Source organism: Streptomyces sp. CS113 (assembly GCF_002188365.1).
In the GTDB taxonomy this organism is placed as follows: domain Bacteria; phylum Actinomycetota; class Actinomycetes; order Streptomycetales; family Streptomycetaceae; genus Streptomyces; species Streptomyces tendae.
In genome coordinates this window covers 1,810,262-1,830,729 of record NZ_KZ195574.1, presented here as the reverse complement: position 1 = coordinate 1,830,729, position 20,468 = coordinate 1,810,262, and the positions used below count along the sequence as shown (strand labels likewise).

Sequence of the window (20,468 nt, the reverse complement as noted above, 5' to 3'; positions counted from 1 at the left end):
CTGCGGACGGGGGAACGGGTGCGGGGTGGCACGCCCGTGACGGACCCGGCGGCCGTGCCGCCCCGCACTCCCCCGAGCACCGATTCCACCGCGGAACACCGTTGTTCAGCAGCCCGCACGCGCCCCTGAACAATGCGGCGGGCCCCGCGCGGCGGGCCGGACCCGTGCGGACCTCGCGTGAAGACACGGTGAACTCCCCGTGCGCCACCCCCCGGCGAGCTGCCCGGCGCTTGCCGCCCCTCCCGCGCCTCCCTACCGTGGGCGCCCGGACGGGGACCGAGAGCGACGACGGCGGGGCGGGGCACACGTGGGCGGAAACGGAGTGGGACGCCGGGAGCGGCGACTGGACCCCGCGGCCGGACCGGTGGAGCGGTTCGCCGCCGAACTGCGCGCGCTGCGCGACTCGGTGGGACGGCCGACGTACCGGACGATGGCCGACAAGGTCCCGTTCTCGGTGACCGCCCTGTCCCAGGCGGCCGCCGGACGTCAACTGCCCACCCTCGCGGTGACCCTCGCCTACGTCGACGTCTGCGGCGGCGACCCGGGGGAGTGGGAGCGGCGCTGGCGGGCGGCGAGCGCGGAGGCCGCCGCACTCGCCGGCGCCGACGAGGACGCCCGCCCGCCCTACCGGGGCCTGACCCGCTACGAACCGGACGACGCCGCCCTGTTCTTCGGCCGCGACCGACTGGTGGACCGGCTGGACGCGCTGACCCGCCGCCACCGCTTCACCGCCGTCTTCGGACCCTCGGGCAGCGGCAAGTCCTCCCTGCTGCGGGCCGGTCTGATCCCCCGCCTGCGCACGCCCCGAACGGGCGCCGACGCACCGGCCGCCCCCGCGGCCGTACGCATCCTCACCCCGGGCGTGACGCCGGTGTCCACCCACGCGGACCGGCTCGACCCCGTACCGGACACGGACGCCGACACCTGGCTGATGGTCGACCAGTTCGAGGAGCTGTACACCCTCTGCGCCGACCCGGCCGAGCGGAACGCCTTCGTCGACCGGCTGCTGACCGCCGCCGAACCCGGCAGCCGGCTGCGGGTGGTGGTCGCCGTGCGCGCCGACTTCCTCGGGCGCTGCGCCGAACACCCGGGTCTCACCGCCGCGTTGCAGGACGCGACCCTGCTGGCCGGACCGATGAGCCGGGAGGAGCTGCGGGAGGCCGTCGTCCGGCCGGCCGCCGCGTCCTCCCTGGTCGTCGAACGCGCCCTGACCACCCGGCTGCTCGACGAGGTCGAGGACGCGCCGGGCGGACTGCCGCTGATGTCGCACGCGCTGCTGGAGACCTGGCGGCACCGCTCCGGCCGCACCCTGACCGTGACCGGGTACGAGGCGGCCGGAGGACTGCGCGGCGCCGTCGTCCGCACCGCCGAGGAGGTGTACGGCGAACTCACCGCGCCCCAGGCCGACCTCGCGCGCCGGATCCTGCTGCGGCTCGTCGCCCCGGGGGACGGCACCCCCGACACCCGGCGCCCCGCCGAGCACGCGGAACTCGACCTCGGCGACGCCGACGGCACCCGCGCCGTGCTGGACCGGCTGGTCGCGGCCCGGCTGCTCACCTTCGACGACGGCACCGTGGAACTCGCCCACGAGGCCCTCATCACCGCCTGGCCGCGGCTGCGCGGCTGGATCGACGCCGAACGCGACCGGCTCCGCGTGCACCGCGCCCTGTCCGAGGCCGCCCGCACCTGGCTGGCCCTCGGCCGGGAGAACGCCGCGCTCTACGCGGGCTCACGGCTGGCCGCCGCCCGCGAGGCCTTCGTCCGCGACCCCCGGGACGGGGAACCGGCGCCGGGTGAACTGACGCCGGTGGAACGCGAGTTCCTGACCGCCTCGCTGCACCGGCGGCGGCGTGCGGTGTGGCTCAGGCGCGGCCTGTCGGCCGTCCTCGCCCTGCTGGTGCTGGTCGCCTCGGGCACCGCCGTCGTCGCGCTCAGGGCGCGGGCCACCGCCCAGGCCGAGCGGGACGACGCCGTCTTCGGCCGGATCACCGCGGAGGCCGACCGGCTGCGCGAGACCAACGCCGCCCTCTCCGCCCGGCTGGACGTCGCCGCGCTCGGCATGCGCACCACGCCCGAACTGCGCACCGCGCTCACCACGGACGCGGGCCGGGTGCTGTCCACCCGGCTGCCCGGACACGACGACATCGGCAGCGCCGTGGCCTTCGCCCCGGACGGCCGCACCCTCGCCAGCGGCGGCCACGACGGCACCGTACGGCTGTGGGACACGGCCGGGTCCGGCAAGCGGCTCGGCGAGCCGCTGCGGATCGCCGGCGGTCCGGTGGGCGCGGTGGCGTACGCCCCGGACGGCACCGTGCTGGTGGCGGCCGGGCACGACGGCGGCATCCGGCTCTGGGACACCCGGGACCGCATCCGCCCCCGGCCCCTTGGCCGTGCCCTGGTCAGCCACGCGGGCAAGTCCGTCACCTCCGTCGCCTTCGCCCCCGACGGCCGCACCCTCGCCACCGCGGGCGACGACGGCACCCTGCGCCTGTGGGACCTGAGCGATCCGGCCCGGCCCGCGCCCGCCGGCGCACCGGCCCGCGCCGACGCGCGCAGCGTCCGGGACGTCGCCTTCGCGCCGGACGGCCGCACCCTGGCCACCGCCGGTCACACCGGGACCGTACGGCTGTGGCGCGCGGACGGCGCCGACGGACCGGCCCCGCTCGGCAAGCCCACGCACGCGCACGACGCGGCGGTCTGGTCGGTGGCGTTCTCCCCGGACGGCGACACCCTCGCCACCGCCGGCTACGACGACACGGTGCGCCTGTGGGAGGTGCCGGACACGGACGGCACCGGCTCGGGCGGGTCCGGCTCGGGTGGCGGCCTGCGCCCGCTGGGCGAACCGCTGACCGGGCACACCGCCGCCGTGTGGTCGGTGGAGTTCAGCCCGGACGGCCACACCCTGGCCAGCGCCGCGCAGGACGACACCGTCATCCTGTGGAACGTGGCCAACCCCGCCTACCCGCACCGGATCGGCGAACCGCTGACCGGGCACACCGAGGGCCTGTGGGACCTGGCCTACGGCCCGGACGGCCGCACCCTCGCCACCACCGGCGCCGACCACAGCGTCCGCGTGTGGCACCTGCCGGACAGCGTCCTGACCGACTTCACCAACCCGCTCACCTCCGTGGCCTACGACCCCACGGGCAGGCTGTTCGCCGCCGCCAGCACCGACGACGCGCTGGTCCGGCTCTGGGACGTCGGCCGACCGGGGCCCCCGCGCCCGCTGCCGCGCCCTCTCACCGGCCACCGGGCCCCCGTTCTGACCGCGGCCTTCGCGCCGGACGGCCGGGCCGTCGCGTCCGGCGCCGAGGACGGCACCCTGCGGCTGTGGGACGTCTCCGACCCGGCCCGGCCCCGCCCCGCGGCCACCGTCCCGGACGCCCACCCCGGCGGCGTCCTCACCGTCGCCTTCGCGCCCGACGGCCGCACCCTCGCCACCGGCGGCGTCGACGAGCGGGTCCGCCTGTGGGACGTGCGCGACCCCGACGACGTACGCCCCGTCGGCACGGCGCTGACCGGCCACACCGACTGGGTGGGCTCCGTGGCGTTCTCCACGGACGGGCACACCCTCGCCACCGGCAGCCAGGACAAGACGGCCCGGCTGTGGGACGTGCGCGACCGCGACCGGCCCCGGCCCGTCGGCGAACCCCTGACCGCCCACGGCGACTGGGTCAACGCGGTCGCCTTCGCCCCGAAGGGGCACGTCCTCGCCACCGGCGGCCGGGACCGCACGGTACGGCTCTGGGACGTCACCGACCCCGGCCGGCCCCGCCCGCTGGGCGGCGAGCTGACCGGCCACCGCGGCGGCGTCACCTCGGTCTCCTTCGCGCCGGACGGCCGCACCCTCGCCAGCGGCGGCGAGGACCACGCGGTCCGCCTGTGGGACGTGTCCGACCCCGCCCACGCCGACGCCTTCGGCACCCCGCTCACCGGGCACCTGGACACCGTCACCTCGGTCGCCTTCGCGCCCGGCGGCGACACCCTGGCCTCGGCGGGCAACGACCTGACGGCCAGGATCTGGACCCTGGACACGGACCGGGCACTGAGCCGGGTCTGCGACCGCACCGGCGGCGACCTCACCCCGCCCCGCTGGGCGGAACTCCTGCCCGGCCTGCCCTACCGGCCGACCTGCTGACCGGACGGGCCGCCACCGGCTGCGGGTCGGTGCCTGGCCGGGCGGGCCGGGCGGACTCCCGGCCCGCCCGGCCAGGCACCGACCCGGCCTGCGGTCACCGGCCGCGACGGCACGGCGGTCACCGCGCCGCCCGCCGGGCGAACGGCGGCCTAGGGGCGGTCGTTCAGACCGCGTTGGTCACGGTCACCGTCACCTGGGCGCCGGGCGCCGCTCCGGACAGCGCGGCGGTGACCGCGTCGCGCACCGCGCGGGCCACGGCCAGCGCCCGGTGGCCGCGGCGGACGACGATCTGGACGTCCACCTCCCACGGCCCCGACCCCGAGGCCCGGCTCACCCGCACGCCCGCGGGTGCGCGCCCGGCGGCCGGCGGCGGTCCGGTCCGGGCGGCGGGGCGGAACAGGTCCACGAGGCCCGGCCGCAGGAAGGCGACACCGGGCACGTCGGCGGCGACCCGCGCGACGGTGCCGGCGAGTGCGTCCCGCTCGGTGGCGGCAGTGGTCACGGCTGAGTCCCTTCGTCCGCACCGATCGGGCCCGGGTCCGCCCCCGCCGGGTCCGCCCCGGCCGGGTCCGCCACGTCGGTGATGTGCACGTCCACATGGTCCACCGGCAGCCCCAGGGCGTCGTCCGCCGCCCCGCGCACCCGCCGCCGTACTTCCTCCGCCACGTCGCGCAGCCCCGGCGTGAGCGGTACGACGACCTCCAGCCGCACCCGGACGGGGCCCCGCGAGGGCGAGCCACCCGACTCGGCGGGCCGGATCCGGCAGGAACCGGCCCGCACCCCGGGCACGGTCTCGGCGGCGGCCCGCAACGCCTTGGCGGCCATCGCCTCCCGCACCCACAGATCCTCCTCCCGCTCCCCGAGCGGCAGCGGCCGACCGGGCCGCAGCTCCAGCCGTACGACATCCATGACCCGTTCGGTCAGCGCTCCCGCGTCCCACTCCGGTTCCCGGCCGCCGTCCGCCCCGCGCACCGCGGCGCCGAGCAGGTCCAGCTGCCGCACGGCCGCCGAGCAGTGCGGACAGGCCCGCAGGTGCGGATCGTCCGCGCCGCCCTCCGAGGCCTCCCACACCTCGGACAGCAGCCGCCCGCAGGCCAGCCGCTCGTCCTCGGTGTGCTCGTCCGCGCCGCCGGGTCCGGGACCGGTACCGGCCCCGGGCAGCTCCGCGCCGCTGTTCATCGCCATGCGGTCATCGCCTCCGTCAGGCAGCGTCGTGCGCGGAACACCCGGCCGCGGGCAGCCTCGGGGCTGATCCCGACCGTCTCCGCGATCGTCTCGTACGACTGGCCCTCCAGCTCTCTGAGCACCCAGCAGACCCGCTGCTCCGGGGAGAGCCCGGCCAGTGACCGGCCCAGCGCCACCCCGGCGGCGTGCGACTCGGCGGCCCGGGCGGGGGAGACGGCGTGGTCCGGCGCCGCCGGTTCGGGCACGCTGTCGAGATCGGCCACCGGGCGCCGGGAACGCAGCATGTTCAGGCACCGGTTGACGACGATGCGGTGCATCCAGGTGGCGAAGGCCGACTGCCCCCGGAACTCCGGGAGCCTGCGCCACGCGCTGACGAACGCGTCCTGCACCGCGTCCTCCGCCTCCGCAGGGCTGCCCAGCATGCTCGCCGCGAGCCGCAGCAGCCCGGGCGCGTGCCGCCGCACGAGCGCCTCGAAGGCGTCCTCGTCGCCCTCGGCGGCCCGCACCGCGAGCAGTCCGTCGTCTCCCGGCACACGCGCTCCTTCCCACTTCCCCACTTCGTCGTTCCCGTCCTTGGACACACCGACTGCCCACGGCGTTACGCGAGAACACGGAGAAAAGAAATTCCCGGAACCGCGTAACGCCGGGCGGCCCCCCGTGTCCAACGCCCAGAAGCACCGAACGACCACGGTTGACGGAGGACACCATGACGACGGCAACGCAGACGGGCACGACCGAGAGCAAGTCCGAGAAGAACGGGCGGACCGCGCAGGGCGGTGCGACGACGGTGAGCGGCGGCTCCACCGGCGCCGCCGAACCGGCCGCGACCCGCGGCCGCACCTCCATCGCCGACGTCGTGGTCGTGAAGATCGCGGGCATGGCGGCGCGCGAGATCCCCGGCGTGTACGACATGGGCGGCGGCCTGTCCCGCACCATCGGCGCGGTCCGCGACCGGGTGCCCGGCGGCCGGCCGAACGTCGGCCGCGGCGTCAAGGTCGAGGTCGGCGAGCGGCAGACCGCGATCGACCTGGACCTCGTCGTCGAGTACGGCGTGCCCATCGCCGACCTCGCCCGGGACGTACGGGAGAACGTCATTGACGCGGTCGAGCGGATCTCCGGCCTGGAGGTCGTCGAGGTCAACATCACGGTCAACGACGTGCACCTGCCGGACGACGAGGACCCGGAGCGCCCGGCGGAGGCGCGCGTGGAATGACGGCACGCGGGATGACGGCCCGTGAGCGGTGACGCACGGGCTTGGATCCGGAGCAGGTTTCGAGGCGGAGGTGAATGATGAGCAGAGCGGTGATCGGCATGCTGGTGGGCATGGCGCTGGCCTTCGCCGGGTGGTTCGGCGGCTTCGGCGCGTTCCTGCTGGTGGCCGCGCTGGGCACGGTCGGCGCGGTGCTGGGGCGCCTGGTGGACAACGGCACGGACTGGCGTGAGTTCCTGGCCCCCGGCGACCGGAGGACCCGGTGACGGGCACGCCGGCCGTCGGGGGACCCGCCCGTACGGCACCGGCCGAGCGGGGCCGGACCGTCGTCGCCGAACGTGCCGTGCGCCGGATCGCGGAACGGGCCGCCGCCGAGACCGACCTCGCCGGGCGGCGCGCCCGCGTGACCCACGGCACGGCCACCGTGCACGGACGGCGCGCCGACGTCTCGGTCGACGTGCGGCTTCCGTACCCGGCGGTGCTCGGCGAGGCCGGGGAGCGGGTCCGGAGCCGGTTGTCGGACCGGGTGGCCGAGCTGAGCGGTCTCACGGTGCGGGCGGCGACCGTCCGCGTCCAGTCCCTGTCCCCGGACCGGGCGGCGCCACAGCGGCCCCCGGCCCACGAGAACACCCCGTCCGGCGACCGGGCGGCGCGGCGGCCCTGGTCCGCACGCCGGTTCCCGGCCGCCCTCGTGGCCCTGGTGGCGGCGGCGGCCTGCGCGGCCCTCCTGTACGACGTCCTGTCGGTGCATCTCGCCGGCCGGCGTCCGGCGGGCCTGCGCACCGGGGCGGTCGACTGGCTGGCGACGCACGGCCCGGGGGACGCCGCCGCGGTCGCGGGCGGCGCCGTCGCCGCCGCCCTGGGCGCCTGGCTCCTCTGCCTCGCCCTCACCCCGGGCCTGCGCGGCGTGCTCCCCATGGCGCCGGTGCCGGGGCAGCACGATCAACGGGCCGTGCTGGACCGCGCCGCCGCGGCGGAACTGGTGCGGGACGCCGCGTCGGCCGTCCCCGGCGTGACCCACGTCCGGGTGCGCTGCGGCCGGCGCCGCGTACGGCTGCGGGCCCGCCTGTCCTTCGGCGACCGCACCGCGACCCGGGCCGCGCTGCGCACCACGGCCGCGGCCACCCTCACCACCCTGGGCCTGACCCGCAAGCCCAAGCTCCGGGTCACCCTCCGCCCGACCCCGCACTGGCGCCCACCCGGCACGGAGCCCGCGGCCGGGCGGCCGCCCGTTCCCGGATCGCCGGCGGCCCACCGGCCCCCGCCGTCCGGGGCGGAGGGAAAGGACGTCGGAATCCGCCCCGCACAGGGGCCCGTGGCAAAGGAGAGCGACTCGTGAACCCCTTGCGCAACACGGTCAACCGCCTGGTGCTCGCGTTGACCGGGGCGGCCCTGCTGGCGAGCGGCGGGTGGCTGGCGCTCACCTGGGGCCGGCTCGCCGGGCGACTGCCCGGGTGGTGGCCCGCCCCGGACGCGGGGACGGTGCTGCTGGACCGCGGCGGCCTCGCCGACCTGCGTACGCACGGCTGGTGGACGCCGGTCGTCGTCGCGGGCACGGCGTGCGCGCTGCTGTTGTGCCTCGCCTGGTTCCTCGCCCAGTTCCGCGGCGGCGGACGCCGGCTGCCGCTGGCCGGGCCGTCCCTCACCCTGCGTTCCCGGGCGCTGGCCGACGCCGTCGCCCGGCGCGCGGAGGCGGCCGAGGGCGTCGACCGGGCCCATGTGCACCTGCCCGCCGGGAAGAAGCGCTCCCGGGCCCGGGTACGGGTGCTGCTGGAACCCGGCGCCGCGCCCGGACCGGTCCTGGAACGGCTCACCCGCGGCCCGCTCGACGAGGCCCACGCCTCCCTCGCGCCGCACCCGCTGCGCACCCACGTCCGCATGGGCGTACGGTCCACGCGCGAGCGGCGCGCCCGATGACGGCGTACCCGGGGGCCACGACGACTCCGACCGGGTAGCCGCACTCACCGGCGCTCGGGGCTCGGGGACCAGGGGGACCGCAGGTCGGGGATCGGAATGGAGGACAAGGCCCGGGATGGAAGGCCCGGGACGGAGGACAAGGTCCGGGATGGAGGACAAGGTCCGGGATGGAGGACAGGATCCGTCCTCATTCCCCGCTAGCGTGCACGGCATGACGACCAAGGCAGGAACGACCGCCCCCGTCCTCGGCATCCGGGCCCTCAACCGCGCCACCCTCGCCCGCCAGTTGCTGCTGCGCCGCGCGGCGATGCCGGCCGAGGCCGCCGTCGCACACCTCGTCGGTCTCCAGGCCCAGAACGTGAAGCCGCCGTACTACGCGCTCGCCGCCCGCCTCGACGGCTTCACCCCCGAGGACCTGTCCGCGCCGATGGCCGACCGCCGCCTCGCCAGGCTCGTCACCCTGCGCTCGACGATCCACACCCACACCGCCGACGACTGCCTCACCCTGCGGCCCCTGGTCCAGGCCGCCCGGGAACGCGAGTTGCGGACCTTCCGCAGCGGTCTGGCCGGCGTCGACCTGGACCGGCTCACCCGTCTCTCCCGGGAACTGGTCGAGGCCGAGCCGCGCACCCTGGGGCAGTTGCGCGAGGCACTCGTCGCCGAGTGGCCCGACGCCGACCCGCTGGCCCTGTCCGTCGCCGCCCGCTGCCGGCTCCCGCTCGTCCAGGTGACGCCGCGCGGACTGTGGGGCCGCAGCGGTCAGGTCACGCTCACCACCGCCGAGCGCTGGTTCGGCCGCCCCGCGCGGCCGGCACCCGCACCCGACGACACCGTGCTGCGCTACCTCGCCGCCTTCGGACCCGCGTCGGTGAAGGACATGCAGACCTGGGCGGGCCTGACCCGGCTCCGGGACGCCTTCGAACGGCTCCGTCCCCGCCTCGTCGCCTTCCGCGACCCGGGCGGCACCGAGCTCTTCGACCTCCCCGACGCGCCGCGCCCCGACCCGGACACCCCGGCCCCGCCGCGCTTCCTGCCCGAGTTCGACAACCTGTTGCTCTCCCACGCCGACCGCGCCCGCGTCGTCCCGCCCGAGCACAAGGGTCGTACCTGGAAGAAGAACCAGGCCTACCGCGTCCTGCTCGTCGACGGCTTCGTGGCCGGACTGTGGAAGCTCGAGGACGACGCCCTGGTCGTCGAGGCCTTCGACCGCCCCTCGAAGGCGCGACGGGACGAGATCGCGGCCGAGGGCGGGCGGATGCTCGCGACGATGCACCCCGGGGGCACGTACGACATCCGCTTCGGGACCGTACGGGACTGACATGGAGAGGGGGCGCTGCGGGCCGCTCGTGGAGGCCCGCAGCGCCCCCGGTCTTGCACCTGAGGGATACTCAGGGGGTCGTTCGGCGGCCGGCCGGTCTGGAGCGGGTGGGCCCGGTCATGAGTCTCCTCAGGTGGTTGCCGGTGGGGGGTCGCACGGGCGTGGGGGGTGCACGGGAGTCTCGGGACAGACCCCCGTATGCCCGGGCGAGCGGCACGTGTTCACGCTAGAACCGGCGGTCCGGACCGCCCAATGAGGGAACCCCCTAAGGGCGTCGGGCAGGGAAAACCCTCGGTTTACCGCCGGTAAACCGACGGCCGCCAGGAAGGCCTGTCTCAGTCGGGGCGCCGGCCCGCCGCCAGCCGGACGATGTCGACCCGGGAGCGGATCCCCAGCTTGCGGTAGACCCGGGTCAGGGTCGCCTCGACGGTCTTGACGCTGACGAACAGCCGGGCGGCGATCTCCCGGTTGGTCGCGCCCTCCATCACGAGCGCGGCCACCTGGCGCTCCATCGCGGCGAGCCCCGCCAGACCGTCCGGCTCGGCGGCCGGCACCCGCGGCGGTCCGGCCGCCCGCGCCGCGACCGCCTCCTCCACCCGCCGCAGCCAGGGCAGCGCCCGGCACCGCCGGAACAGCCGCGCCGCCTCGTCGTACGACGCCGACTCCGGGGCCCGGCCCGGCCGTTCGGCGTACAGCTCGGCCAGCGCGAAGACCGCCCGGGCCTCCTCCAGGCCGAACCCCAGCCCGGCCAGACGCTCCCGCGCCGACGTCAACCGGGCCACGGCCGCCCGGTGTTCGCCCCGCGCCGCCCGCACCAGGGCCTCGGACCGGTCGAGGACGGCGAGCACGCTCTGGCGCCCGAGCCGCAGCGCGTGCGCCCGGGCGACCTCGATGACGTCCACGGCCTCGGCCGGCTCCCCGGTGCGCACCAGGGCCTCCGCGAGGTCGCCCTGCCACCGGCCGCGCGCCGGGTCGGTGATGCCCGCGCCGGCCTCCAGCTCCCGCACCCGGCGCAGCGCCCGTACCGCCGCCGCCGCGTCGCCCGCCGCCAGGTGCGCGTGCCCGAGCGCGGCCAGCGCCCGTGACAGGTACACGGCGTCGCCGTCCCCCTCGGCCCGCCGTACCGCTTCCCGCGCCAGCTCCAGGGCCCGGTCGGGCTCGCCGCCCGCGGCCTCGGCGAGCGCGGCCTGCATCGCGCCCGCACCCTCGCCGATGCCCGCGTCGCGCGCCAGGGTCAGGCTCTCCCGGGACAGTTCCAGGGCCCGGCCGCAGTGCCCGGAGTGCATCTCGGTCTCCGCGAGGAAACGCAGGTAGTGGACCTCGCTCTCGGCCATGCCGCGCCGGCGCACCTCGCGCAGCAGCGCGGTGACGGTCGTCCGTGCCTCGGCGAGCCGGTCGCTCATCACCAGCCACCGGAAGCGCGAGGAGCCCGCCCCGTTGTGGTGGCAGGCCACGCGCGGGTCCTGCGGCTCCTCGAGCGCCCGCTGGATGGTCGCCGGGGCGTCCGGATGACCCATCAGCGTCTCCGACTGCGCCTGGAAGGCGAGCGCGAGCAGCTCGGTGCGCCGGTCCCCGGCCCGCGCCGCCAGCCGGGCCGCGTGCGCGGCCTCCTCGCGGCCCTGGGCGAAGTCGCCCTGCACCACCAGGGACCGCCAGGCCAGCTGGTAGTGGACCAGGGCGAGCAGCCGCGGGTCGTCGCCCGCGTCGGCCAGCGCCTGCGGGAAGACGGCGTCGACCTCGCCGATGGCCTGCCCGGCCGCCTCGATCACCGCCATCCAGGCCCGTACCCGCTGGCCGGGCGCGGTGGCCCGGGTCAGCACCTCGCGGGCGACGTCCCGGGCGAGGTCCGGCTCACCCGCGGTGATCGCGTCCTCGGCGGCCGTCAGCCGGCGCTCGTCCGGGCCCGGGGTGCTGTCCGCCGGGGTGTGCCGGGCGGCGAGCAGCCCCAGCGAGGCGGCCACCGACGGCGCGCCGCGGTCCCGGGCCAGCGCCGCGGCCTGGGCCAGCCGGGCCGCCACCCGGGGGTCGGTGCCGGTGGTGGCCAGCGCCAGGTGCCGGGCCCGCTCGATGGGGTCGGAGGCGGCCGTGGACAGCGCCGCGTGCGCGGCCCGCCGCTCCGGCGCGGGGGCCTCGGCGTACAGCGCGGCCGAGATCAGCGGGTGCGCGAACCGTACGGCCGGGCCTTCCGGGTCGGGTGCCAGCAGCCCGAGCGCCGCCGCCTGCGCGGTCTCCGCCTCGGCGTTGCCCCGGCCGGCCGCGTGCAGCAGTGCCGGGGTGGGGCGGGCGCCGGCGCTGGCCACCAGGAGGGTGCGGCGCGCCTCGTCGGACAGCATCTCCAGGCGGGACAGGACCAGGGCGCGCAGCGAGGTCGGCACCGGCAGCGGCTCGCCCGGGCGCGGTGCCGCGGGGCTCTCGGCCAGCGCCCGGCCCAGCTCCAGGGCGAACAGCGGATTGCCGCCGCTGGTGCGGTGGATGTCCCGGACGGTGGAACGGTGCAGGCCCGAGTAGCCGCGTTCGTCGAGCAGCGTCGACACCTGGGCGCGGGTCAGCGGTCCCAGCCGTACCGCGCGGGTGTCCGGCGGCGAGGCGCGCAGATGGCGGTCGTACTCCGCGTCCCGGGTCTCGGGCCCCTCGGTGCGCACCGCGCTCAGCAGCCGTACCGGGGTGTCGCCCAGGCGGCGGGCGGCGAAGCCGAGGAGTTCCGCGCTGGCCGGATCGAGCCACTGGAGGTCGTCGGCGACGACGAGAACGGGCCCCGCGACGGCGAGGGCCCGCAGCGCGGACAGCACGGCCAGGCGCAGGGCGAGGCCGTCGCGCTGGAGGGTGGACTCGCCGCGGCCCGTCAGCGCGGACTCCAGTGCGGTGCGCTGGGCAGTGGGCAGGGTGGGGGAGACCTCGTCGAGGACCTGCCCCAGGAGGTCGGCGAGGGCGAGGAAGGGAAGGTGGGATTCGGACTCGGTGGCCGAGCAGCGCAGCACGGTGTGCGCCGTGGGGGCATATTCCGCAGCCAGGGTGCGCAGGACCGTCGACTTTCCAATTCCGGCGGGCCCGTGCAGCAACACACTGCCGCCCCGGGTGAGTTGCTCACGCGCCGCGCCGAACGACTCCTCCCGCCCGATGACCAGGTCGGAGCGGTGTCCGGCAGCGTCCGCGAAGTCCCGTGGCACGGTGACCGCTCCCCCTCGTGTGTCGTGTCCGGGCCAATGTTAGGCAACGGGGCATTGCATTACGGAGGGACGGCGAGGTGACCCGAATAACAACACCGCACCACCGAAATCAAACACCACCCGGAAATCCCCCGCGCACGGGCCGCTCCTTGCGGCCCGGGCCCGTACACGTCCGCACCGTGGGCTACGGCAGCCACCCCGTCCGGCGGGCGGCCGCGACGGCCTCCGTGCGGGTGCGGGCGCCCAGTTTGCGCATGGCCGAGCGCAGGTAGCTCTTGACGGTCTCCGGGCCCACCCCGAGCCGCTCGGCCGCCTCCCCGTTCGTCGCGCCCCCGGCCACGCAGGCCAGCACGTCCACCTCGCGCGGTGCCAGCCGGGGACCCGGGACGGGACCGTCCCCCGCCACCAGCAGGCCGCACGCGCGCAGCAGCTCGTCCCGCAGCGCCGGGTCGGTGATCCTCGGCGCCAGGGCCCGCAGCGCCGCGTGCGCCTCCCGCACCTGCTCCCAGGCCGTGCCGTGCGCCGGACCGGGCGTGGGCGCGGCCGCCGTCAGCAGCTCGTCCGCCTCGTCCCGCAGCACCAGCGCCTGCTCCGCGTCCCGTGCCGCCGCCACGGCCGCGCTCAGCGTGCGGTCGCCCAGCGGCTGGGCCGAGCGCAGGGCGCCGTACAGCACGCCGCGCACCCGGCGCCGTACGACCACCGGTACGGCCAGCACCGAGCGCAGGCCCTCGGCGGCGACGGGCAGGTCGTACTCGTGGCTGATCTGCCGGGAGACGGTGTAGTCCGTCACGGCGCACGGCCGCGACAGCGCCACCGCCCGGCCGCCGAGCCCGTTGCCGGCCGTCACCGCCAGCGCGCTGAGCGCCGTCGTGGCCGTGCCGCTCAGCTCGCTGATGCGCACCTGGCGCCGTCCGGACTCCACCAGGCCGCCGAAGGCGACGGGCAGCCCGGTCGTGTGCCGCAGCCGCGCCAGCGCGCTGCGGATCTGCGCCGCGTCCGCCGCGTCCACCGCCACTCGTTCCGCCTTCCCTCCTGGGTGTTCCGGGACGCACACCCCCGTTCGGGGGTAGTGAGACCCACATCACGGATTAGACGATGGCACGGAGCCGCCCGGCAAGGTCCGGCACCGAGGAGGACAGATGACGACGGCCACGGAGCTGTTCCGCAGCGCACGGGACTTCCTGCTGGAACACCGCGAGGACTACACCGCCGCCTACGAGGGGTTCCGGTGGCCCCGCCCCGACGCCTTCAACTGGGCGCTGGACTGGTTCGACGTCATCGCCGACGGGAACGGTCGCACCGCCCTGCACATCGTCGAGGAGGACGGCCGCGAGGTCCGGGTCTCCTTCGCCGAGATGTCCGCCCGCTCCAACCGCGTGGCGAACCGCCTGCGGGAATGGGGGGTCGGACCCGAGGACCGCATCCTCGTCATGCTCGGCAACCAGGTGGAGCTGTGGGAGACCGCGCTGGCCGCGATGAAGCTGCGCGCGGTCGTCATCCCGGCGACCACCCTGCTCGGCCCCGCCGACCTGCGCGACCGCGTCGACCGCGGCCGGGTGAAGCACGTCATCGCGCGCGCCGAGGACACCGGCAAGTTCGACGACGTGCCGGGCGACTACACGCGCGTCGCGGTCGGCGGCCCGGACGGAGCGGTACCCGGCTGGCGGGCCTACACGGACGTGCACACGGCTTCCGACGCCTTCGTCCCGGACGGCCCGACCGCCGCCGACGACCCGCTGATGCTGTACTTCACCTCGGGCACCACCGCCCGCCCGAAGCTGGTCGAGCACACCCACGTGTCGTACCCCGTGGGGCACCTGGCGACCATGTACTGGATCGGGCTGAAGCCCGGGGACGTGCACCTGAACATCTCCTCGCCGGGCTGGGCCAAGCACGCCTGGTCGAACCTGTTCGCGCCGTGGAACGCCGAGGCGACCGTCTTCCTGTACAACTACACCCGGTTCGACGCGACCCGGCTGATGGCCGAGATGGACCGGGCCGGGGTCACCACCTTCTGCGCCCCGCCGACCGTGTGGCGGATGCTCATCCAGGCCGACCTGTCCCGGCTCGCCACGCCGCCGCGCGAGGTCGTCGCCGCCGGAGAGCCCCTCAATCCCGAGGTGATCGAGCAGGTGCGCCGCCTGTGGGGGCGGACCGTCCGGGACGGCTTCGGGCAGACCGAGACCGCCGTGCAGGTCTCCAACAGCCCCGGCCAGGTGCTGAAGACCGGCTCGATGGGCCGTCCCAGCCCCGGCTACCGCGTCGAGCTGCTCGACCCGGTGACCGGCGCGCCCGGCGCCGACGAGGGCGAGATCGCCCTGGACCTGTCCGCGCGTCCCGTCGGCCTGATGACCGGCTACCACGGCGACCCCGACCGCACCGCCGAGGCGATGGCCGGCGGCTACTACCGCACCGGCGACATCGGCGCGCGCGACGCGGACGGCTACCTCACCTACGTGGGCCGGGCCGACGACGTGTTCAAGGCCTCCGACTACAAGATCAGTCCCTTCGAGCTGGAGAGCGCGCTGCTGGAGCACGAGGCGGTCGCCGAGGCCGCCGTCGTGCCCGCCCCGGACGAGCTGCGCCTGGCGGTGCCGAAGGCGTACATCGTGCTCGCGGCGGGCTGGGAGCCCGGAGAGGACACCGCGAAGGTCCTCTTCGAGCACTCCCGCCAGACCCTCGCCCCGTACAAGCGGTTGCGCCGCCTGGAGTTCGGCGAGCTGCCCAAGACCGTCTCCGGCAAGATCCGCCGCATCGCACTGCGCGAGGCCACCGCGGCCGGTTCCGCGAACGAGTACCGCGAGGAGGACTTCCGATGACCGAGCCGCAGCAGCTCTCCTACGCCCACGGCACCAGCACCACCCCGCTGCTCGGCGACACCGTCGGCGCCAACCTCCGCCGCGCCGTCGCCGCCCACCCGGACCGCGAGGCCCTCGTCGACGTACCGTCCGGACGGCGCTGGACCTACGCCGAGTTCGGCGCGGCCGTCGACGAGGTGGCGCGGGGACTGCTCGCCAAGGGCGTCACCAGGGGCGACCGGGTCGGGATCTGGGCGGTCAACTGCCCCGAGTGGGTCCTCGTCCAGTACGCCACCGCCCGCATCGGCGTCATCATGGTGAACGTCAACCCGGCTTACCGGGCGCACGAGTTGGAGTACGTCCTCCAGCAGTCCGGCATCACCCTGCTGGTCGCCTCGCTCGCCCACAAGAGCAGCGACTACCGGGCGATCGTGGACCAGGTCCGCGGCCGCTGCCCCGCGCTGCGCGAGACCGTCTACATCGGCGACCCGTCCTGGGACGCGCTCACCGCGGGCGCCGCCTCGGTGCCGCAGGAGCGGGTCGACGCGCTCGCCGCCGAGCTGAGCTGCGACGACCCGGTCAACATCCAGTACACCTCCGGCACCACCGGCTTCCCCAAGGGCGCCACCCTCTCCCACCACAACATCCTCAACAACGGCTACTGGGTGGGCCGCACGGTCGGCTACACGGAGCAGGACCGGGTCTGCCTGCCGGTGCCCTTCTACCACTGCTTCGGCATGGTGATGGGGAATCTCGGCGCCACCTCGCACGGCGCCTGCATCGTCATCCCCGCCCCGTCCTTCGACCCGGCGGCGACGCTGGATGCGGTGCAGCGGGAGCGGTGCACGTCTCTGTACGGCGTCCCGACCATGTTCATCGCGGAGTTGAACCTGCCGGACTTCGCCTCCTGGGACCTCACCTCCCTGCGCACCGGCATCATGGCGGGCTCGCCCTGCCCGGTGGAGGTCATGAAGCGGGTGGTCGCCGAGATGCACATGGAACAGGTCTCCATCTGCTACGGCATGACCGAGACCTCCCCGGTCTCCCTCCAGACCCGCATGGACGACGACCTCGAACACCGCACCGGCACCGTCGGCCGCGTCCTGCCCCACATCGAGGTGAAGGTCGTCGACCCGGTCACCGGCGTGACCCTGCCGCGCGGCGGCTCGGGCGAACTGCGCACCCGCGGCTACAGCGTGATGCTCGGCTACTGGGCGGAGCGCGAGAAGACCGCCGAGGCCATCGACCCGGGCCGCTGGATGCACACCGGGGACCTCGCGGTGATGCGCGAGGACGGGTACGTGGAGATCGTCGGCCGCATCAAGGACATGATCATCCGGGGCGGCGAGAACATCTACCCGCGCGAGGTCGAGGAGTTCCTGTACGGCCACCCGAAGATCGCGGACGTGCAGGTCGTCGGCGTACCGCACGAGCGCTACGGCGAGGAGGTGCTGGCCTGCGTCGTCCCGCGCGACGCCGCCGACCCGCTCACCCTGGAGGAACTGCGCGCCTACTGCGAGGGGCAGCTCGCCCACTACAAGGTGCCCAGCCGCCTCCAGCTCCTCGACTCCTTCCCGATGACCGTCTCGGGGAAGGTGCGCAAGGTGGAGCTGCGGGAGCGGTACGGAGCGCCGCCGGCGCCGGACGCCCGCTGAGGGCGCTCACTGGATCAGTTCGAGGTGCGGGTGGTCCGCGGACACCGGGCAGACGTGGAGCTGGAGGTCGTAGCCGCGGGCCAGGTCGATCCGGGTGTAGTTCGCCGGGGGGACGCCCGGCGGGAGCGGGTCGCGGGCCTGTTCGCCCTCCGGGACCCAGCTCCTGCTGCCGCTGTTCCACTCGGTGGAGGCGATGGTCAGCAGCGGGTCCATCGCGGTGCCGCACACCGCGCAGGCCCGGGGCACCGGATCGGTGAGGCCCCAGCGCGACCAGCCACCGGCCTTCCAGCCGGGGGAGACGGACAGCGCGCCGACGTAGAGGTCCTGCGGGGCGTCGGCGTAGGACGCGTCCGGCGCGGCGGCCTGCCACCTGCCCCAGTCCGCCAGCTCCCGCTGAAGTTCCCCTTCCAGTTCCATGAAGTGGGGGTACTCGACGACCTCCTCCGGGGCGAGCAGACACGGCTGGGGAAGGTAGCCGGGGTACTCGACCGCCGGCGGCTCGGGGGGCGCGTCGAGGACGTCGGCGACCTCCGCGGCGGACCGCCAGACCAGCGCGGTTCGGGGGTGGGCGGTGGCCGGGTGGTCGAAGGGGCACCACAGCACCTGGAGCAGATCGGCCCCGGCCCGGCCGGGCGGCCGCAGCAGGGGAACGTCGCGCGCGTAGAGCTGGGCCACGGGCAGCATGGCGACCGGGCCGCCGGTCCCGGGGAGCCCGGCGTCGGCCAGGTCGTCGGGCGACCGTTCCCCGGCCCTGTCGGCCCCGTCGGCCCCGCCGGCCTCCGGGCCCTGGTGCGGCGCACGGGCCGGGATGCCGCGGTCCGCGCGTTCCTCCGCCAGGTCGAAGGCCGCGTCCACCTGCTCCCACGGGTGCGGTTCGGGGCAGTACGGCCACGGTTCGTCGGCGGGCCACAGGAGTGGCCCGCCGACGGAACTGTCGTGCCAGGAGGGCGACCCGGGGCGGGGATGCAGCCGGGTCGCCGTGCGTGCCAGCGGGGCCAGTCGAGGGAAGAGTGCCGTGACGTCGAGCGGTCGCGGCGGGGTCGTACGACTCATTCCGGCTCCCGGAGGCGCGCGTCGGAGGGGATCAGTTGCCGAGGTTGAGCAACCCCGTGTTGCGCTGGGTGTTGGTGATGTGGACCTCGGGGAACAGCGGCTGCGTGGTGCCGTCCGCCCGCTCGACTGTAGCGCTCATCGTCACCCCCTGAGGAATGGTGCTGGTGCTGTCCACGTAGTCGGGTACGACCTGGTAGAAGATGGCGTCGTTGGGGCCGAACGCCGCGTTCGCCACCGCCGTCTGCGCCGCGAACTCGTAGGTCCGCATGCTGGGCGTCCCGGTGTTCATGCCCACCTGCCAGCAGGGGACGAGGTTGTCCTGTCCGCCGTCCCTCAGACCGCCCTTGCCGCCGAGGATGTTGGCGATCAGGTGGCACCGGGCGAGCTGGGTTCCGGGCGAGTGGACGCGGGCGAACTCCTGGGCGTCCTGCCAGCCGGTGATGTCGCCCTCGGCGGGCGAGCCCTCGACGACGTTCTTGCTGATGCACGCCTGGGCGGTGGTCGCCCGGGTGCCGGCCGGACCGGGCGGGCTGGTCGTCTTGTTCCGGTGCGGGACCGCTTGCGTGGTGTTCCTGATCCAGCCGTCGCTGGAGGGCAGTGCCCCGGTCGGCGCGCTCCGCAGGCAGGCGGCCTGCGGCTCGGCGGTCGAGCCGGTGATCTCCACCTTGAACTCGTCGGCCTCCACCACGCGCTGGCTCGCGAAGCCCTCGAAGAGCTGCGTGTCGGCCGCCTGGACGGAGGCCGACGACGCGTGCACGCGGGCACAGGGCCGGCCGCCGTCGTCGCCGTTCATCGGGTAGACGTCCCAGCCGCCGCTGCTCCAGTTGGGGACGACCTCGGCGCACCGGGCACCGTCGGTCCCTCCCTCATGGGTGGCCGCGAACGGGAACTCGCCGCACGTGTCGTCCGCGACGAGGTCCGTCCTGACCTGGAACGGCTCCGAACCCCCGCTGCCGCAGGTGCGGCTCGTGCGGTCGGCGATGCCGTCCTTCGCCCGGGTCAGCGGCTTGGCCCGCCCCCAGCCGTCGGCCAGGTTCTCCTGCGCCCAGAGGTAACCGGCCGCCGCGGAGCCCGAGCTGGACGCGGCGCTCAGCTTGACGACGGGCATGACGGAGGGCACGACGCAGCCGCGGGCGGGCGTGGTCCCGGACGCGTCCCGGACGTCGTCGTCGCAGCGGATCTCCTCCGGGTTGCTCCAGGAGGCGTTCGGGTCGGTGATCTGCGCGCCGGGGGAGGTGACGAAGAGCTGGTACGACGTGGTGAACCGCAGCTTGGCGCCGGCGGCCGGGGAGGAGGTGTAGGTCACGAAGCCGTTGACGGACTCGCCCTTGACCAGCTCACCCCCGTACCACGGAGCGGTCTTGCTCGCCTTGCAGCCGGCCGAGCACGCGGACCTGAGCTTCGCGGTCAGGGACGTGACGGCCCCGGTCGCGCCGGTCATGGTGACGGTGACGTACTCGTTCCACTTCGGGTTCGCGATGTCGGCGGGCAGCAGGGCGCTGGTCGCGACGTTCAGGGTGCCGGTGCCTATCTCCTTGCCGTTGCCGTCCTTGAGCACGTACAGCACGGTGATGCCGCTGACGCAGTAGCCGAAGCGGCTGTAGGTCCACTGCCCGGGGACCGTGACGGCACAGCTTGCCGAGTTGTCGTCGTCGGCGGCGGTCTGCGCGATCGACCGCGTCGCGGTGCGGGACTGCCGGTCCGGCTGCTTCGCCGGCGCGGCGCTCATGGTGACGCAGGCCTCCACGGCCCCCGCCCGGCGCTCGCGTGACCCGGCGCGGGTGGGCGTGCACTCCTCCGCGGACGACAGCGGGGCGGGCCGGGTCCGGGTGGGTGCGGGAGCGTCGGTCAGGTCGGCCACGTCGATCCGGTCGGCCTGGCGCCCGGAGTGTTCCCGCGCCGTCGGTGTGTCCTGCGCCGGGGCCATGGCCGTGGTGGTGGCGCCCAGGGCCAGGACGGCCAGCAGGGAGACGAGCACGCGCCGGGAGCGCGGTGTTCGAGATACTCGCGGTATTCGAGACGATGGT

The 20,468-nt window shown here is 75.6% G+C and carries 15 protein-coding genes; 8 read left to right on the top strand and 7 right to left on the bottom strand.

Going from position 1 to position 20,468, the window contains the following annotated elements; translation table 11 throughout:
* Nucleotides 1–322 precede the first annotated feature (322 nt).
* Nucleotides 323–4,138, top strand: a complete 3,816-nt coding sequence (locus B9W62_RS07900; protein WP_256976230.1) for an nSTAND1 domain-containing NTPase — start codon at nt 323–325, stop codon at nt 4,136–4,138.
* A gap of 163 nt (nt 4,139–4,301) precedes the next feature.
* Here the strand turns inward: B9W62_RS07900 and B9W62_RS07895 are convergent, their stop codons facing one another.
* From B9W62_RS07895 to B9W62_RS07885, 3 genes are read right to left on the bottom strand one after another with little or no spacing between them, the layout of a single operon-like run.
* Entirely contained in the window at nt 4,302–4,640 is a 339-nt protein-coding gene (locus B9W62_RS07895) for a hypothetical protein (protein ID WP_087806487.1), read from the bottom strand.
* Complete coding sequence (locus tag B9W62_RS07890; RefSeq protein ID WP_087806486.1) at nt 4,637–5,323, bottom strand: Asp23/Gls24 family envelope stress response protein; 687 nt, start codon at nt 5,321–5,323, stop codon at nt 4,637–4,639. The genes B9W62_RS07895 and B9W62_RS07890 overlap by 4 nt, the downstream gene beginning before the upstream one ends.
* On the bottom strand, nt 5,314–5,856 hold the full coding sequence (locus tag B9W62_RS07885) for an RNA polymerase sigma factor (RefSeq protein WP_087806485.1): 543 nt from the start codon (nt 5,854–5,856) through the stop codon (nt 5,314–5,316). The genes B9W62_RS07890 and B9W62_RS07885 overlap by 10 nt, the downstream gene beginning before the upstream one ends.
* 173 nt (nt 5,857–6,029) lie before the next feature.
* Here B9W62_RS07885 and B9W62_RS07880 point away from each other — a divergent pair, with 173 nt between their 5' ends.
* The 5 genes from B9W62_RS07880 to B9W62_RS07860 all read left to right on the top strand — a co-directional run bounded on the left by B9W62_RS07880 (nt 6,030) and on the right by B9W62_RS07860 (nt 9,768).
* Nucleotides 6,030–6,536: an Asp23/Gls24 family envelope stress response protein gene (locus B9W62_RS07880; protein ID WP_087806484.1), complete on the top strand. Its 507-nt coding sequence runs from the start codon at nt 6,030–6,032 to the stop codon at nt 6,534–6,536.
* Nucleotides 6,537–6,613: 77 nt separating this feature from the next.
* Nucleotides 6,614–6,799 carry a hypothetical protein gene (locus tag B9W62_RS07875; RefSeq protein WP_087806483.1) on the top strand — a complete coding sequence of 62 codons (186 nt, stop codon included), beginning with the start codon at nt 6,614–6,616 and terminating at the stop codon, nt 6,797–6,799.
* Nucleotides 6,796–7,872, top strand: a complete 1,077-nt coding sequence (locus B9W62_RS07870) for a DUF6286 domain-containing protein (protein ID WP_087806482.1) — start codon at nt 6,796–6,798, stop codon at nt 7,870–7,872. The genes B9W62_RS07875 and B9W62_RS07870 overlap by 4 nt, the downstream gene beginning before the upstream one ends.
* A complete protein-coding gene (locus B9W62_RS07865) occupies nt 7,869–8,450 on the top strand; it encodes a hypothetical protein (protein ID WP_087806481.1) in 582 nt (193 codons plus the stop codon). The genes B9W62_RS07870 and B9W62_RS07865 overlap by 4 nt, the downstream gene beginning before the upstream one ends.
* A gap of 211 nt (nt 8,451–8,661) precedes the next feature.
* Nucleotides 8,662–9,768 (top strand): winged helix DNA-binding domain-containing protein, encoded by a 1,107-nt coding sequence (locus B9W62_RS07860; RefSeq protein ID WP_087811807.1) that lies wholly within the window; start codon nt 8,662–8,664, stop codon nt 9,766–9,768.
* A 335-nt stretch (nt 9,769–10,103) separates the two neighbouring features.
* Here the strand turns inward: B9W62_RS07860 and B9W62_RS07855 are convergent, their stop codons facing one another.
* Together B9W62_RS07855 and B9W62_RS07850 are read right to left on the bottom strand one after the other, a co-directional pair.
* Nucleotides 10,104–12,935, bottom strand: coding sequence for an AAA family ATPase (locus B9W62_RS07855; RefSeq protein ID WP_087806480.1), 2,832 nt, complete (start codon nt 12,933–12,935; stop codon nt 10,104–10,106).
* A 184-nt stretch (nt 12,936–13,119) separates the two neighbouring features.
* The gene (locus tag B9W62_RS07850; RefSeq protein WP_087806479.1) at nt 13,120–13,950 is read right to left on the bottom strand and encodes a helix-turn-helix transcriptional regulator; all 831 of its coding nucleotides are present in this window, start codon (nt 13,948–13,950) and stop codon (nt 13,120–13,122) included.
* Between the two features lie 124 nt (nt 13,951–14,074).
* On the opposite strand from B9W62_RS07850, the gene ibuL reads away from it, so the two are divergent.
* Together ibuL and lbuL are read left to right on the top strand one after the other, a co-directional pair.
* Entirely contained in the window at nt 14,075–15,754 is a 1,680-nt protein-coding gene (ibuL, locus tag B9W62_RS07845) for an isobutyrate:CoA ligase IbuL (protein ID WP_087806478.1), read from the top strand.
* Nucleotides 15,751–17,388 (top strand): linear/branched/unsaturated fatty acid:CoA ligase LbuL, encoded by a 1,638-nt coding sequence (lbuL, locus tag B9W62_RS07840; protein WP_087806477.1) that lies wholly within the window; start codon nt 15,751–15,753, stop codon nt 17,386–17,388. Before ibuL ends, lbuL begins: the two co-directional genes overlap by 4 nt.
* Before the next feature lie 6 nt (nt 17,389–17,394).
* Here the strand turns inward: lbuL and B9W62_RS07835 are convergent, their stop codons facing one another.
* Together B9W62_RS07835 and B9W62_RS40115 are read right to left on the bottom strand one after the other, a co-directional pair.
* Complete coding sequence (locus B9W62_RS07835) at nt 17,395–18,441, bottom strand: hypothetical protein (RefSeq protein ID WP_087806475.1); 1,047 nt, start codon at nt 18,439–18,441, stop codon at nt 17,395–17,397.
* Between the two features lie 31 nt (nt 18,442–18,472).
* Entirely contained in the window at nt 18,473–20,419 is a 1,947-nt protein-coding gene (locus B9W62_RS40115; RefSeq protein WP_256976229.1) for a DNA/RNA non-specific endonuclease, read from the bottom strand.
* Nucleotides 20,420–20,468: the final 49 nt, after the last annotated feature.

Coding starts and splice junctions, on each gene's coding strand:
- B9W62_RS07890 (WP_087806486.1), bottom strand. CDS start 5,323: ATGGCGATGAACAGCGGCGCGGAGCTGCCCGGGGCCGGTACCGGTCCC.
- B9W62_RS07880 (WP_087806484.1), top strand. CDS start 6,030: ATGACGACGGCAACGCAGACGGGCACGACCGAGAGCAAGTCCGAGAAG.
- B9W62_RS07875 (WP_087806483.1), top strand. CDS start 6,614: ATGAGCAGAGCGGTGATCGGCATGCTGGTGGGCATGGCGCTGGCCTTC.
- B9W62_RS07860 (WP_087811807.1), top strand. CDS start 8,662: ATGACGACCAAGGCAGGAACGACCGCCCCCGTCCTCGGCATCCGGGCC.
- ibuL (WP_087806478.1), top strand. CDS start 14,075: ATGACGACGGCCACGGAGCTGTTCCGCAGCGCACGGGACTTCCTGCTG.
- lbuL (WP_087806477.1), top strand. CDS start 15,751: ATGACCGAGCCGCAGCAGCTCTCCTACGCCCACGGCACCAGCACCACC.
- B9W62_RS07835 (WP_087806475.1), bottom strand. CDS start 18,441: ATGAGTCGTACGACCCCGCCGCGACCGCTCGACGTCACGGCACTCTTC.